The organism is Candidatus Poriferisodalis sp., assembly GCF_965208555.1.
In the GTDB taxonomy this organism is placed as follows: domain Bacteria; phylum Actinomycetota; class Acidimicrobiia; order Acidimicrobiales; family Poriferisodalaceae; genus Poriferisodalis.
In genome coordinates, this window is the sequence record NZ_OZ242342.1 from 1,438,338 (window position 1) to 1,453,510 (window position 15,173).

Annotated in this window: 12 protein-coding genes and 1 tRNA gene; 4 read left to right on the plus strand and 9 right to left on the minus strand. The window is 68.9% G+C overall.

Features of this window, described 5'->3' with window-relative positions:
• Nucleotides 1–27: 27 nt before the first annotated feature.
• The gene (locus ACOGXE_RS06645) at nt 28–1,167 is read right to left on the minus strand and encodes a pyridoxal phosphate-dependent aminotransferase (RefSeq protein ID WP_419933160.1); all 1,140 of its coding nucleotides are present in this window, start codon (nt 1,165–1,167) and stop codon (nt 28–30) included.
• Nucleotides 1,168–1,220: 53 nt separating this feature from the next.
• Between ACOGXE_RS06645 and ACOGXE_RS06650 the strand changes: the two genes are divergently transcribed.
• Both ACOGXE_RS06650 and ACOGXE_RS06655 read left to right on the plus strand, forming a co-directional pair.
• The gene (locus tag ACOGXE_RS06650; RefSeq protein WP_419933161.1) at nt 1,221–3,674 is read left to right on the plus strand and encodes an FAD-dependent oxidoreductase; all 2,454 of its coding nucleotides are present in this window, start codon (nt 1,221–1,223) and stop codon (nt 3,672–3,674) included.
• On the plus strand, nt 3,671–4,765 hold the full coding sequence (locus ACOGXE_RS06655; RefSeq protein WP_419933162.1) for an alcohol dehydrogenase family protein: 1,095 nt from the start codon (nt 3,671–3,673) through the stop codon (nt 4,763–4,765). Before ACOGXE_RS06650 ends, ACOGXE_RS06655 begins: the two co-directional genes overlap by 4 nt.
• Before the next feature lie 46 nt (nt 4,766–4,811).
• On the opposite strand, the gene ACOGXE_RS06660 is transcribed toward ACOGXE_RS06655, so the two are convergent.
• The 6 genes from ACOGXE_RS06660 to ACOGXE_RS06685 form a co-directional block, all read right to left on the minus strand.
• Nucleotides 4,812–4,884 (minus strand) — tRNA-Thr (locus ACOGXE_RS06660).
• Nucleotides 4,885–4,917: 33 nt separating this feature from the next.
• On the minus strand, nt 4,918–5,874 hold the full coding sequence (rlmB, locus tag ACOGXE_RS06665; RefSeq protein WP_419933163.1) for a 23S rRNA (guanosine(2251)-2'-O)-methyltransferase RlmB: 957 nt from the start codon (nt 5,872–5,874) through the stop codon (nt 4,918–4,920).
• Nucleotides 5,871–6,413, minus strand: a complete 543-nt coding sequence (ispF, locus tag ACOGXE_RS06670; RefSeq protein WP_419933164.1) for a 2-C-methyl-D-erythritol 2,4-cyclodiphosphate synthase — start codon at nt 6,411–6,413, stop codon at nt 5,871–5,873. The genes rlmB and ispF overlap by 4 nt, the downstream gene beginning before the upstream one ends.
• 11 nt (nt 6,414–6,424) lie before the next feature.
• The gene (locus ACOGXE_RS06675) at nt 6,425–7,120 is read right to left on the minus strand and encodes an IspD/TarI family cytidylyltransferase (protein ID WP_419933165.1); all 696 of its coding nucleotides are present in this window, start codon (nt 7,118–7,120) and stop codon (nt 6,425–6,427) included.
• A 57-nt stretch (nt 7,121–7,177) separates the two neighbouring features.
• The gene (locus tag ACOGXE_RS06680) at nt 7,178–8,038 is read right to left on the minus strand and encodes a hypothetical protein (protein WP_419933166.1); all 861 of its coding nucleotides are present in this window, start codon (nt 8,036–8,038) and stop codon (nt 7,178–7,180) included.
• A gap of 14 nt (nt 8,039–8,052) precedes the next feature.
• A complete protein-coding gene (locus tag ACOGXE_RS06685) occupies nt 8,053–10,554 on the minus strand; it encodes an ATP-dependent Clp protease ATP-binding subunit (protein ID WP_419933167.1) in 2,502 nt (833 codons plus the stop codon).
• 198 nt (nt 10,555–10,752) lie between these two features.
• Between ACOGXE_RS06685 and ACOGXE_RS06690 the strand changes: the two genes are divergently transcribed.
• Together ACOGXE_RS06690 and folP are read left to right on the plus strand one after the other, a co-directional pair.
• A complete protein-coding gene (locus tag ACOGXE_RS06690; protein ID WP_419933168.1) occupies nt 10,753–11,784 on the plus strand; it encodes a polyprenyl synthetase family protein in 1,032 nt (343 codons plus the stop codon).
• Nucleotides 11,785–11,801: 17 nt separating this feature from the next.
• Complete coding sequence (gene folP / locus ACOGXE_RS06695; RefSeq protein WP_419933169.1) at nt 11,802–12,677, plus strand: dihydropteroate synthase; 876 nt, start codon at nt 11,802–11,804, stop codon at nt 12,675–12,677.
• A gap of 8 nt (nt 12,678–12,685) precedes the next feature.
• Here folP and ACOGXE_RS06700 read toward each other — a convergent pair whose 3' ends face one another.
• Together ACOGXE_RS06700 and ACOGXE_RS06705 are read right to left on the minus strand one after the other, a co-directional pair.
• Entirely contained in the window at nt 12,686–13,978 is a 1,293-nt protein-coding gene (locus ACOGXE_RS06700; RefSeq protein ID WP_419933170.1) for a 3-hydroxyacyl-CoA dehydrogenase family protein, read from the minus strand.
• A 9-nt stretch (nt 13,979–13,987) separates the two neighbouring features.
• Nucleotides 13,988–15,142 (minus strand): acyl-CoA dehydrogenase family protein, encoded by a 1,155-nt coding sequence (locus ACOGXE_RS06705; RefSeq protein WP_419933171.1) that lies wholly within the window; start codon nt 15,140–15,142, stop codon nt 13,988–13,990.
• Between the last annotated feature and the right edge of the window lie 31 nt (nt 15,143–15,173).

Genomic DNA, 15,173 nt, shown 5'->3' on the forward strand with positions numbered 1-15,173 from the left:
GGACCGGCTGGTGCGCCGCCGACGACTTCACGGGATGTCTCCGAGAGCGGCGACCAGCCGGTCCATGCGCTCGCGGAAGCCGACGTCGGCTCGCAGGAATCTCTGGCCAAGACCTCGAAATGACACGGCGCCGTCCTTGGTGATCACCCCCCGTTCGAGCAGCGATTGCCACACGCCCGACGAGTCCAGCTGTTGATCCAGCAGCTCGATGAGGAAGAAGTTCGACCGCGAGCCCTCCACGCAGCGGAACCGGTCGAGCTTGGAGTCGAACAGATCCTGGGCGTAGGCACGGGCGTCGCAGATGACCTCGACCGTGCGCTGCACGAACTCGTGGTCGCCCAGTGCCGCTACGCCCCCGGCGATCTGCAGCTGACCGACATTCCACGTGGGCTTCGCAGCCAGCAGCGCGTCGATGATTCCGGACTGAGCCACGCCGAACCCCAGCCGGAGCCCTGCGAGGCCGTACACCTTCGAGAACGTGCGCAGCACGATGAGGTTCGGATGCTCGGCCACCAGCCCGATGCCGCCGGGGTCGCCCGAGTAGTGCACGTAGGCCTCGTCGAGCACCACGAGGCAGTGCGAGGCAGCCTCGATCACGCGCCGCAGGTCGCCTTCCGCTGTCCACGTACCTGACGGCGAGTGCGGGTTGGTGACGAAGACGATCTTGTGCTCGGGACGGATCGCTGCGATGTAGGCGTCGATATCCACCGCCATCGTCTGGGGATCGGTTGCCTCGTAACGCAGGTCGGCAACCCGTCCCTCGGCCTCGGCGAACAGGTGGTACATCGGGAAGCACGGCGCCGGCATCAGGATGGGCTCGCCCTGGGCTGCGTAGGCGCGGATGAGCACCGAGATGATCTCGGTCTCGCCGGCGCCGCAGAGGTAGTTGCCCGGCTCGTAGCCGTAGGTCTCGGCCAACCGCTCCCTGAGCGGCTCGGCGGTCCACGACGGGTAGATCTGCATCCTTCCGATCGCATCCGCCACAGCAGCCTGCGCGGCCGGGGACGGACCGTAGGGATTCTCGGCTGAGCCGAGCTTGGTGATGTCTTCGAGGCGCAGCCCGTAGCGCTGTGCCACCTCGTCGGCGGCGAGGCCCGGCACGTAGTACTCCGGATGCCGCAACGCCGCGTGAACCGCTCCGGGCACCTGTGTATGGTCAGCCGCCACTGGGCGGTATTCTGCCGCACGCCGGGACCGCATCGTGACCAATGTGAGGGTGCATGAGCCTGCCCGATTCGACGCGAGTCGCGGTCATCGGCGGCGGCATCTGCGGTGCCAGCCTGCTGTACCACCTGGCCCACGAGGGCTGGGGCGACACGCTGCTCATCGAGAAGGGTGAGCTGACCTCTGGCTCCACCTGGCACGCCGCCGGTCAGGTCACTCACTCGGTCTCCGGCTACACGCTGGCGGCCATGCGCCGCTACGCCTGCGAGCTGTACGACAGCCTCCCGGCAGAGTCGGGCATTTCGACCACCTGGCACCGCAGCGGCAGCTTCCGGATCGCTTACCACGACGAGGAAGTGGATTGGCTGCGGGCACAGCTCGGCTTGGCCGCCTACGTCGGCAACGAGATGGATTGGGTCGGCCCCGATTTCATCGCCGAGCTGCACGCCTTCTTCGACACCTCTGAGGTGCAGGGCGCTGTGTGGACGCCCAACGACGGCCACGTCGATCCCACGGGCGCCACCAATGCGCTGGTGGCTGTGGCTCGGCAGCGGGGCGCGCAAGTGAGCCGCCGCAACCGCGTCGTCGAGATCGGTCGGCGGGCCGACGGCACCTTCGACGTCGTCACCGAAGCCGGCACGGTGCACGCCGAACACGTCGTGAATGCCGCCGGCTGCTACGCCCACCAGGTGGCGCAGATGGTGGGTCTGGCGGTGCCGATGGCCAACGCGCTGCACTCGTACTTCGTCACCACTCCGGTGCCGGAGTTCGCCGAACTCGAGCGCGAGCTGCCGGTGGTGCGCGACGACTACGTCTCGGGCTACATCCGCCAGGAGCAGGACGCCGGGCTCATCGGCATCTACGAGCAGCGCAACGCCGAGGCTGTTTGGGCCGACGGGCCCGGCTGGGACTTGGAGAACCCGCTGTTCGATGCCGACTACGACCGGGTCGGGTTGTGGCTGGAGCGAGCGTTCGAGCGGGTGCCGATCCTGGCCGAGGTCGGCATCCGCAGTGTCATCCGCGGGGCGATTGCGCACACACCCGACGGCGACCCGCTCATCGGCCCGTCAGGAGTGCCGAACTTCTGGCAGTTCGCCGGCGTGCAGGTGGGCCTGGCCGACGGTCCCGGCCTGGGTCGGGAGCTGGCCCGCTGGATGGTGCACGGCGAGACCGACCTGAGCCTGCGGGCCTACGACGCCCGGCGCTTCGGGTATATCGAGCCGGGCGATGTGTCCACCTACGGGCGCATCAAGGGCGCCGAGGACTACGAGTTCCGCCACCAGACACCGCTGCCCGGCCTCGAACGGCCCGAGGCCCGGCCCTACCGGGCGTCGCCGGCCCTGGCGCCGCTTTCGGACGCGGGCGCGGTCTTCACCCAGGTGTACGGCTGGGAGCGGCCCAAGTGGTTTCCGACGGCAGCGGGGCTGCCGCAGTGCGACGTGGTCTCGTTCCGCCGCACCGATTGGTTCGAGGTGGCCGCGGCCGAGGCCGCTGCGGTGCGCGAACGGGTCGGGATCATCGACTCGTCGGCGTTCGCCAAGTTCGACCTCGTCGGGCCGGATGCCGCGGCGGTGCTGGACCGGCTGACCACGAACCGGCTGCCGAAGAACGGCCGCATCTCGCTGACGTACACGCTGACGCCGACCGGGCGGATCGAGGGCGAGCTGACGGTCTCCCGGCTCGGGCCCGAGCACTTCTACCTGGTGTCGGCCGCGGTGTTCGAGCTGAAGGAGCGAGAGTTCTTCGAGACGCATTGGCCGGCGGGCGCCGACGCCCGGCTGGTCACCCGCTCGAGCGACTTCGGCGTGCTGACGCTGGCGGGTCCCCGCTCGCGGGATGTGCTGGACGCCTGCACCGATGCCGACCTGGGCAACGACGCGTTCGGTTGGCTGTCATGCCGGGAGATCACCGTGGCCGGCATCGGAGGCGTGCGAGCGCTGCGGGTGGGATTCACGGGCGAGCTGGGCTGGGAGCTGCACGTGCCGCTCGATCGCATCGCTGATCTGTATGGAGCGCTGAGAGATGCCGGCGAGCCGCACGGCATGGCGAATGTCGGGAACCACGCCACCGAGGGTCTGCGGATGGAAAAGCGGTACATGATCAGCCGCGACCTGACCCACGACGTCACCCCCGACGAGGCCGGCCTGGGACGCTTCGTGAAGCCCGACAAGGGCGACTTCATCGGGCGCGACGCGCTGCTGGCCCGCCGTGCAGCGGCCGCCAGCGGCGAGCGGCCGTGGCGCTGGAAGCTGGCGTACCTGGCCGTCGACACCGACGTGGCCGAGGTCGGCGGCAGCGATGCGGTGTACCGGGACGGCCGCCCGGTCGGGCTGGTGACGACGGGCGCATACGGCTTCTGGGTGGGCCAGGGCCTGGCGTTCGCCTACCTGAACCCGGCCGACGCCGAGCCGGGCACTCCCTTGACGGTGCGTGTCCTCGGCGAACACCGTCCAGCTCGGGTGCTCAGCGAACCGATCTACGACCCCTCGTCGGCGAGGCTGCGTCAATGAACGCCCCGGCGACGATGCGTGCGGCGCTGCTGGTGGGTCACGGCGGGCCCGAAATGATCCAGGTGCGCGACGACGTGCCGGTGCCGGTGCCCGGGCCCGACGACGCGCTCATCAAGGTGGCGGCGTGCGGCATCAACAACACCGACATCAACACGCGGGTGGCCTGGTACAGCAAGTCGGTGACCGAGGCGACATCGGGAGCGGGATACGCCGATGCCGACGCCGCGGATTCCACCTGGGGCGGCAAGGGCGTTGCGTTTCCCCGCATCCAAGGCGCCGATGTGGTGGGGCAGGTGGTGGCCGTCGGGGACCGTGCCGATGCGAGCCTGGTGGGACGGCGGGTCATGGTGGAGCCATGGCTGACCGACCCTGCCGACCCGACCGACCGGAGCAAGGCCCGCTATCTCGGCAGCGAGGCAGACGGAGGCTTTGCCGAGTTCGCCGCGGTGCCTGCGGTGAACGTGTACCCGGTCGAGACTGCGCTGTCTGATGCCGAGCTGGCGACGTTCGCCTGCGCCTCGTCGACGGCAGAGCACATGCTCCAGCGCATCGGCCTCGCCGGCGGCGAGAGCATCGCTGTTCCCGGAGCGAGCGGCGGCGTTGGCTCGGCGCTGGTGCAGCTTGCCACGCGGCGAGGCGCGCGGGTGGTGGCCGTCGCAGGCGCCTCCAAGGTGGCGCAAGTGCTGGAACTCGGCGCCGACGTGGTGGTGCCACGACAGGAACCTGAGCACGATGTTGCCGCGGCGGTCGAGGCCAATGACGGGCCGTTCGACGCCGTGGCCGACGTCGTAGGCGGCGATGCCGTGGGGCTGTGGCTTGATGCGCTCGCAGGCCGCGGGCGCTATGTCACCTCGGGCGCCATCGCCGGACCCATGGTCGAGCTGGATCTGCGGACGATCTATCTCAACGACCTGGAGCTGCACGGCGCCACGATCTACGGGCCCGGGCTGTTCGCCGATCTGGTCGGCTACATCGAGCGCGGCGAGATCCGCCCGGTGCTCGGCGGCACGTTCCCGCTGGAGCGCATTCGCGAGGCCCAAGAGGCCTTCGTGCGCAAGGAGCACTTCGGCAACCTGGTGATCACGCTCTGAGCGAGCCCGCCCGGTCAGGCGACGCGGGCCGAAACCAGCACGGCTGAGCCCGAGGTGGGAATCGAACCCACAACCCCCGCTTTACAAGAGCGGTGCTCTGGCCGTTGAGCTACTCGGGCACCGACTCCAGCGTAAGGGCGAAGACGGCTGAGTCAGGCGGGATTGCCGGCTCGGGCGCGCGCGATATCGAACAGGGCAACCGCTGCGGCAGCTGCAACGTTGAGGGATTCGATGCGACCCATGACCGGGATCGACACCACCTGGTCGCACCGGCGCTCCACCAGCGCCGAGAGTCCCCGGCCTTCAGCGCCGAGCACCAGCACCAGCGGCTCATCGGCGACCCGCAGCGACTCCAGCCCGCCGGACGCGTGGCCGTCCAAGCCGATGGCCCACAGACCGGCATCGCGAAGCTTGGCGAGCGCAGCGGGCAGGCCGCCGACCAGGGCAATCGGCAGGTACTCGATGGCGCCAGCAGCGGCCTTCACCGCCGCCGGCGTGAGGTTGGCAGAACGATGGCTGGTGAGCACCACCCCGGTGGCGCCCGCAACTTCGGCCGTACGCAAGATGGCACCGAGATTGCCCGGGTCGGTGACGCCGTCGGTGGCCACGACGAGCGGCAGCGTGTTCCCCATCGGCCGTGCCAGTTCCTCCAAGGGCACAGGTTGGACGGCAGCGGCCTTGGCCATCACACCCTGCGGCGCGGCGGTGAGCGCTGCCTCGTCCAGCTTGCGGCGCGTGACCTCACGCACCGGCACCCGCCGGTCGCCGGCCAGGTCGACGATCTCGGCCAGCGTGGCAGCCGAGTGCGCGTCCTCCGAGATCAGCACCTCGTGCACCTTGCGCTTGCCGGCCCGCAGCAGCTCCCGCACGGCCTGCCGGCCTTCGACGTGGTCGCCGCCGAGACCTCGCGGCCTTGACTGCTGCCGCTCAGACTGCGACTGGTTCGCGGCACCCCGCCCGGCGCCAGGACGGCTGCCGGAGCCGGTTCGCCGCTGCTGTCCCTCACCCCCGCGGCCTGAGGCCCGGGTGCTTCGCTGGCGGCGCGGAAGCGCAGCACCCCGCCCGCTGCGAGGAGGGGGGCTCTGTCGCCTGCCTCGTTCCGCGCTCATTGCCGGCGTCCGGCGAGACGTGCTGATGGCTGCTCGCCCCCGGCGAGCAGGAGGGCCACGGCATGGGCCACGATGCCGTCGCTGCCGCCGAGCCCCTCGGTGCGTTTGCCGCACACCGTGACCGGCCCGCCGGCTGCGCCGCTGAGCCGCTCCTGCATCTCATCGCGATGAGGGGCGATCATCGGCCGATCGCAGACAACCGTGCAATCGGCATTCGCCAACTGCCAGCCGCCCTCAGCAAGCAGCGCCGAGACCTGCAGCAGCATCTCGATGCTGTCAGCGCCCCGCCAGCGCTCATCGCTGTCGGGAAAGTGCGTGCCGATATCGCCGAGCCCGGCAGCGCTCAACATCGCATCGATCACCGCATGCGCAACGACATCAGCATCGCTGTGCCCCGCCAGCGGCCGCTCACCGGGAAACCGGACCCCGCCCAGCACCAGCGTCCGCCCCCCACCTTCAGCACCATCAGCAAACGGATGGGCGTCATACCCATGCCCCACCCGCATCGCCGGCCCAGCCCCGCCGTCAGCAGCACTCACGCCAGTTGACGCTAGAGCCCGCCACCGCCAGTGCGACCACGCAGCAGCGCCTCCACGATTACCAGATCGTCGGGCTCAGTGACCTTGTGCGCCGCAGCCTCTCCCGGGACCGCCACCACGGTGCCGCCCACCGCCTCGACCAGCGCCGCGTCGTCGGTTGCCTCGGACTCGCCGGCATGGACCGCCACCAACGCCTCCCGGCTGAATGCCTGCGGGGTCTGAGCGGCGAAGAGCCCCGAGCGGTCGACGGTCCCAGCGACGACACCGCCCGCTTCGCCCCACTCCGGCACTCGCTTGAGCGTGTCGCTCACCGCTATCGCCGGCACCGCAGCATCGGCCCCGTCACGAACCGCAGCAATCACGGCATCGAACAGCCCCACCGACGCCCCCGGCCGAGCAGCGTCATGACACACAACCACATCGACGTCAGCAGGAACCGTCGCCAACCCAGCCCGAACCGACCCCGACCGAGTCCCCCCACCCGCCACGACGACATCGACACCATGAGCGCTGTCGACCAGCTCGTCCGCCAGCTGCACAGGCACCACCAACGTCACCCCATCACAAGCCGCCCCAGCCGCCTCGACGCTCCAAGCGACCATCGGCCGCCCAGCTACGGGCACCGTCACCTTCGTAGCGCCGTCAGCCCCCGCCCCAAACCGAGTCCCCGCGCCAGCAGCCAAAACAAGAGCCCAGGCCCGTCCCACCAGCCCAGTCTGCCCCCAGATGACACAGGAATACGAGGGCTGTGGAGGGCGCGAGGGCTAGCGGAAGGTCAACGCACGGCGCCGACGACGCCCACGAAGCGCAACAACAGTCACAAAGACAACGATGAGCCCCAGAACAATCCACCAGATCACAGCAATCCGCGCCCCCCGAGAAGCCCGAGCATCCAACCGCTCGGCCTCAGCATCGGCAGCAGCAATCTCGGCATCCAGCAGCTCGCCCGAAACGCGCAGCTCCCGAACGCCCCCCTCGTTCAAGGTCATCACGCCATTGCCTGGCAAGGTCCCGCTTCCCTGTGGCACCGTCGCCCGGACTACCAGCGTCACCAACTGGTCGAGCGGTACTCCCGCCCGCTCTTCGATCTCGGAGATCGGCAGCCCGAACAGTTCGCCTTCCAGCGCGTCGGCGGTCGCCGGATTCACCAGCCCCGCGACCGGCCGGTCCAACCCGACGGTCACCGTCAGGTCGTAGAGCACTCGTGCCCCGTCGCGCGACCCCACGAACGTCGCCGACCGGAACAGTCCGGCTGAGCCGTCCGCCGGTCGGTCGATCTCTGCGAGCACCTCCGCCAGCTCCGCCGGGGACGAGAAGCGCTTGACTGCCACTGCGCGGTGCCGCTCGCCTGCCGCCGTCTGCTCAGCGAACTGCCGGATGTCCCAGCCGACCAGGTCGTCGGTCACGATGAGCTCGCCCAGGTCCGGCACCCACCGCATCACCTCCTCGTCGAAGACGATCTCGACGGTGACCTTGCCGGTGCCGTCGTGGGCGACATCGACATCGACGACGATGTCGACCCGGCAGCTCGCAGCCAGCACCGCGAGGAGGACGAGCGCAGCGCCGAGCGCCCACCGGCGCGGGCTGTGGCAGGTGTCAGGCTCCGGCGAACCGCGAGTAGGCATCCGCCGGGGCATGCCTACTCGGCGGCGGCGGCCTCTTCGAGCTCGATCGGCCCGGGGTCGAAGCCCTCGATGGCACGGAACACGATCTCGTCGTCCTCGACGTCCACCACGATGATCTCGCCGGCGTGGAACTCCTTGTACAGGATCCGCTCGCTGAGGGCGTCCTCCACGTGGTGCTGGATGGCGCGCCGCAGCGGGCGTGCGCCGAGCTGCGGGTCGTAGCCCGTGCGGGCCAGCCATTCCTTGGCGGCGTCGGTCAGCTCGAGGCCCAGGCCTTGGGCCCGCAACTGGTCGCTGGTGCGCGAGATCATGAGGTCGACGATCAGCACCACCTCTTCGACGCTCAGCTCGTGGAAGACGATGGTGTCGTCGATGCGGTTCAGGAACTCGGGCCGGAACTGCGCCTTCAGCGCGTCGTTGACCTTCTCCTTCATGCGCTCGTAGCTGGCGCTCTCGTCAGCAGTGGCGAAGCCCACCCGCGCCTTGCGCAAATCGGCAGTACCCAGGTTGGAGGTCATGATGAGCACGGCGTTGCGGAAGTCCACCGAGCGGCCCTGCGCGTCGGTGAGCCGGCCCTCCTCCAGGATCTGCAGCAGCGTGTTGAACACGTCGGGATGGGCCTTCTCGATCTCGTCGAACAGCACCACTGAGAACGGCTTGCGGCGCACCGCTTCGGTGAGCTGGCCGCCCTCGTCGTAGCCGACGTACCCCGGAGGGGCGCCGACGAGCCGGCTCACGGTGAACTTGTCCATGTACTCGGACATGTCGAGGCTGATCAGCGAGTCCTCGTCGCCGAACAGGAACTCCGCCAGCGTCTTGGCCAGCTCGGTCTTGCCGACGCCCGACGGGCCCAGGAAGATGAACGAGCCGCCCGGTCGCTTGGGGTCCTTCAGGCCGGCGCGGGTGCGGCGGATGGCCTGGCTGACCGCCTTGATGGCGTCGTCCTGGCCGATGACCCGCTTGTGCAGGGCATCTTCCATCTTGAGGAGCTTCTGGGTCTCCTCCTCGGTCAGCTTGTAGACGGGGATGCCGGTCCAGATGGACAGCACCTCGGCGATGGCCTCTTCGTCGACTTCGTCGAACAGGTCGTGCCCTTCGGCCCGTGCCTGGGCCATGACTTCGGTGCGCTGCTCGAGCAGGTCTTTCTCCTCGTCGCGCAGCGCGCCGGCCGTCTCGAAATCCTGCGACTCGACCGCCTGCTTCTTGCGCTCGGTGACATCGGCCAGCTTCTTCTCGATCTCCTTGAAGTCGGGCGGTGTCGACATGCGCTTGATGCGCAGGCGAGAGCCGGCCTCGTCGATGAGGTCGATGGCCTTGTCGGGCAGGTGCCGGTCGGCGATGTAGCGATCGGCCAGATTGGCTGCGGCCACGAGCGCCTGGTCGGTGATGGTGACCCGGTGGTGCTGCTCGTAGCGGTCGCGCAGCCCCTTGACGATCTCGATGGTGTGGCTGAGCGTCGGCTCGTCCACCGTTATCGGCTGGAAGCGGCGCTCCAGCGCTGCGTCCTTCTCGAGGTACTTGCGGTATTCCTCGAGCGTGGTGGCACCGATGGTCTGCAGCTCGCCGCGCGCCAGCATCGGCTTGAGTATCGACGCAGCGTCGATGGCGCCCTCTGCAGCACCGGCGCCGACGAGGGTGTGCAGCTCGTCGATGAACAGGATGATGTCGCCGCGGGTGCGGATCTCCTTCAGCACCTTCTTGAGGCGCTCCTCGAAGTCGCCCCGGTAGCGGGAGCCGGCCACCAGCGCGCCGAGGTCGAGCGTGTAGAGCTGCTTGTCGCGCAGCAGCTCGGGGACGTCGTTGTTGACGATCTTCTGGGCGAGGCCTTCCACGATGGCCGTCTTGCCCACGCCGGGCTCGCCGACGAGCACCGGGTTGTTCTTGGTGCGGCGCGACAGCACCTGCATGACGCGCTCGGTCTCGCGCAGCCGGCCGATGACCGGGTCGAGCTTCTTGGCCCGGGCGTCGGAGGTCAGGTTGCGCCCGAACTGGTCGAGCACCAGCGAGCCGCTCTGGCCGCCCTGCTCGCTGCCTTGGCCGGCCGAAGCGCCGACCGTCTCGCGGCCGCTGCCCGAGCCGCTGTAGCCGGAGAGCTGCTGGATGACTTCCTGGCGGACCTTCGACAGGTCGGCGCCGAGCTTGACCAGCACTTGGGCGGCCACGCCCTCGCCCTCACGGATCAGGCCGAGCAGGACGTGCTCGGTGCCGATGTAGTTGTGGCCGAGCTGCAGCGCCTCGCGCAGCGACAGCTCGAGCACCTTCTTCGCGCGCGGCGTAAAGGGGATGTGGCCGCTGGGCGACGAGCTTCCCTGCCCGATGATCTCTTCGACCTGGCTGCGCACGGCCTCCAGCGAGATGCCGAGCGACTCCAGCGCCTGGGCGGCGACGCCCTCGCCCTCGTGGATCAGCCCCAGCAGAATGTGCTCGGTGCCGATGTAGTTGTGATTCAGCAGGCGCGCTTCCTCTTGCGCCAACACCACCACTCGGCGAGCCCGATCGGTGAAGCGTTCGAACACTGGGCCTCCTGGTCTGAGCCTTGCACACGGTCCTGCACGCGGTGCAGAAGGTCGCTTGAGCGCAGTGTAACGATGCCCTGCCAGATCGCTCTCTTGCTTTCGACCGGGCCACCGAGCCGCCGGCCCGGCGGTGAACGCCGCGCGTTTCGAGCGCGGTTCGAGTGCCGCAACGGCGCTGCTGTCGTTTACGGTTGCGCCGTGGCGCCCCTTTCCCCGTTGCAGGCCCGGTCGAGTGCCAACGACGACTTGGCGCGTGTCGAGTCGGCGCTGCGGGCTGCGGCGGTCACCGGCGACGAGTTCCTCACCGAGGTGACCTCGCACCTGATCCCGGCCGGCGGCAAGCGGCTGCGGCCTGCGTTCGTCATCGCGTCGGCGCTGGCGCTGGATCGCGACGGCGCAGCGCCCGAGGCGGTCACCGACGAGATGGTGCGCGGCGGCGTTGCGGTGGAGCTGGTGCACCTGGGCTCGCTGTACCACGACGACGTCATGGACGACGCAGAGACCAGGCGCGGCATCGAGGCGGTGAATCACCGCTGGGGCAACCTGAAGGCGATCTTGGCCGGTGACTTCCTGCTGGCCAAGGCCTCGGAGCTGGCGGCGTCGCTGGGAACCGAGGTGGCAGCGCTGCTGGCCGCCACCATCGGGCGCCTGTGCGAGGGGCAGGTGCGCGAGCTGCAGCTCATCTACGACCGCGGCCGCACCGAGGACCAGTACTTCCTGGCCATCCAGGGCAAGACCGCCGAGCTGTACGCGACGTCGTGCCGCATCGGCGGGCTGGTGGGCGGCGTCGACGGCGAGACCTTGGACCGCTTGACCCGCTTCGGGCTCGCGTACGGCATGGCCTTCCAGATCGTCGATGACGTGCTGGACCTGGTGGCCACCGACGAGGAGCTCGGCAAGCCGTCGGGCAACGACCTGCGCGAGGGCGTGTACACGCTGCCCGTCATCCGGATGCTGGCCGACGGGCAGGCAACCAGCGAGACCCTGCGGGATCTCCTGGGCGAACCGCTCGACGACGAGCGCCGCGATCGCGCCCGGGCAATGATCGTGGACGGCCCCGAGATCGCCACCTCAGTCGAGACAGCGCAGTCTTACGTGACCCAAGCCCTCGAGGACCTCGCCCCGCTGGACGCGTCGCCGGCGGTCGTGGGTCTGCGGGCCGCGGCCTCCAACCTGCTGGGGACACTGCCCCCGATCTCTCCGGGCGCACGCGCGGCAAGCGCCAGCTGACGGTGGGCGGGCCCCAGATGCAGCCGGGCTGGCCGATCCGGCGCTGCTACCGCCATGAGCAGTGGAACCCGGGTCGGGGCCCCTTGTGGGAATGGGGCACCCGCACGTTCGTGATGGGCATCATCAACGCCACTGACGACTCCTTCTCAGGCGACGGCGTAGCCGACCGCCTCGACGAGGCACTCGCACTGACACACGAGCTCGTCGAAGGTGCGGTCGACATCATCGACATCGGCGGCGCATCCAGCCGGCCCGGTGCCGAGCCCACACCGCTGGAAGTGGAACAGCACCGCGCCGTGCGGGTCATTGGCGCCGTGCGAGCCGAGCTGGACCGCATCGGGGCTGAGCTTCCGATCTCGGTCGACACGACCTGGGCAGCGGTAGCGGCCCCCGCTCTCGATGCCGGAGCGACGGTCGTGAACGACATCACCGGTTTCCGCCTCGATCCCGAAATGGCACCGCTGGTGGCCGAACGCAGCGCTGCTGCCGTCCTCATGCACAACCAGCGGGGACGACCGCACACGGACCTGGTGGCCGATGTAACGGCCGGGCTGGAAGCGAGCCTTCAGATTTGCGCCGAGGCCGGCGTGAACACGGACCGCATCGTGGTCGATCCCGGGTTCGGCTTCGGCTTCGGCGTCTCGCAGAACCTCGAGATGATGCGCCGCCTGCCGGAACTGTGGTCGCTGGAGCTGCCCTTGCTCATCGGCACCTCGCGCAAGTCCACCATCGGCGCGGTCACCAACGCCGAGATCGACGACCGCCTCTTCGGCACCGCCGCCACCATCACCGCTGCCATCTACGCGGGCATAGACATAGTGCGAGTGCACGACGCCGCGGAGATGACTCAAGCGATCCAGATGACCGACGCCATCGTCCGCCCCACGCTCTGAGCGGAGGGTCAGCGGCCGACGGGTGCGATGGTGCCGTCGGGCATGAGCTGGGTGCGGGTGCCGTCGGCGGCTTCGCTGTAGAAGGTCGACTGACCCGACGCCTCGAGCACCGCAAGCATGGCCGGCAGCGGCTCATCGACGCTGCGCAGGAACTCGATCACCAGTTCGGGGCCGAGATGGTCGAACATCTCGAAGGGGCCGTGCACCCAGTTGAAGCCCCAGCGGATGGCGTTGTCGACATTGGCGATGTCGTCGGCGATCTCAGGCACCAGATCGGCCGCATAGGTCAGCGTGCCGCCGAAGACGTGGCGGGCGAGTTCGCCCTGGACCGAGTCGGCAAACAGCACCTCACCGAGGCCGGCGGGCACGCCGTCGAGATCGGGTGCGACGGCGTCGCGCCATTCGCCGGTGACGAGATCGAAGGTCTCGGCCTTGCGTGACCCGTCGTCCAGCTTCAGTCGCCGGCTGAATCCGCCGCCGGTCTTTCGCCCGAGCTGGCCCCGGTCGGCCATCGCTTGTTCCGCCTCAGGAAAAGCAGTGAAGTCGAGCCCGCGGTCGCCGGGCGGCAGGTTCTGGGCCAGGTTGGCGCCCACCAGCTCCATCACGTCGAGGCCGATGAGGTCGATGAGCCCGTACAAGCCCGTCGGCGGCAGGCCGATCGGCGCGCCCAGCACAGCGTCGACGGTCTCGGTGGTCATGCCGTCGGCCAGGAACGGCTTCGCCACGTGCAGGCCCCTCAGCATGAAGAAACAGCCGATGCGGTTGCCGATGAAGTTGACCGTGTCCTTGGCGTGCACCACGCCCTTGCCGAGCCGCTCAGCCCCGAAGCGTGCGAATGCGTCGATCACTTCGGGGTCGGTGTCTTCGCCCGGGACGAGCTCGAACAGCTTCATCACCCGTACCGGGTTGAAGAAGTGGGTGATGGCCACGTCACGGCGGAACCGTTCGCTCATGCCTTCGGAGATCTGCCGCAAGGGGATGCCCGAGGTGTTCGACGAGATGACCGAGCCGTCGCTGCGGGCGGCTTCGAGACGCTCGAACAGCTCGCGCTTGGTCGCGAGGTCCTCGATGACCGCCTCGCACACCCAGTCGTAGCCGGCGATGTCGCCCAGACGGTCATCGACGGTGCCAATGTCGACGAGCCCTCGAAAGTCTTCGTCGACGCCGTCCAGCGCACGCTGTGCCGCGGCGGGGTCGCTGTCGAGCACCAGCACCCGGCACCCTGCCGCCGCCGATGCCGCGGCAATGCCGGCACCCATCGTGCCCGCGCCGATGATTGCTACTGAGTCAATGGTCCGCATCCGCCCTGCCTACCGGGTTCCGGCGACTTCGCGGCCGATGATCTCCTTCATGATCTCGGTGGTGCCGCCATAGATCGTCTGGATCCGGGCGTCCGCGTACGCCTTCGAGATCGGGAACTCGCTCATGTAGCCGTAGCCACCGAACAGCTGCAGGCAGCGGGTGATCAACCGTAGCTGCATCTCGGTGACCCACCACTTGGCCTCGGCGGCGTCGGTGGCGGTCAGCTCGCCGGCGTTGAGCGCCTCGATCTGGCGGTCCACGAACACCCAGGCGATGTCCAGCTCGGTCTTCATCTCGGCCAGCTCGAAGCGGGTGTTCTGGAACGAGGCGATGGTCTGGCCGAAGGCCGTGCGCTCGGTCACGTAGTCCACCGTCCAGTCGAACGCCGCCTGTGCGTGCGCCACGCCGCCCACCGCAATCGACAGGCGCTCCTGGGGCAGGTTCCGCACCAGGTGCATGAAGCCGTTGCCCTCGCCGCCGAGCAGGTTCTCTTCGGGCACGAAGACGTCGTCGAAGAACAGCTCGGCGGTGTCCTGGGACTTCAGGCCCAGCTTGTCGAGGTTGCGGCCTCGCTCGAAGCCCTCCATGCCCTCCTCGAGCACGATCAGCGACATGCCTCGGTGCTTCTCGGTGGGATCGGTCTTGGCCGCCACGATGACGAGGTCGGAGTTGATGCCGTTGGTGATGAAGGTCTTCGCGCCGTTCACGACGTAGCCGTCGCCCGAGCGCATCGCCGTGGTGGTGATGGAGGCCAGATCCGAGCCGGTTCCCGGCTCGGTCATGGCGATGGCGCTCATCAGCTCGCCGCTGGCGAGGCCACCCATCCAGCGCTCCGCCTGCTCGTCGCTGCAGAGGTTGATGAAGTACGGCAGGCAGATGTCGTTGTGCAGCGTCATGCACTGCCCCGAGCTGGCCGCGCCAGAAGCGTGGACCTCCTCGTTGAGGATGGCGTTGTAGCGAAAGTCGACAACCCCGCCGCCGCCGTACCGCTCGTCGACGGCGGTTGCCAGCAGGCCCACGTCTCCCGCCTTGCGGAACATGGCCTTGTCGATCTTGCCGTCGGCCTCCCACTTCTCGTGGTGGGGGACGATCTCGCGTTCCACGAAGGCTTTGGCCGTCTCGCGGAACATCTCGTGCTCTTCGTCAAAGATGGTGCGCCGCATACGGGGAGCGTATGTGGCTGCGCAGCTAGCG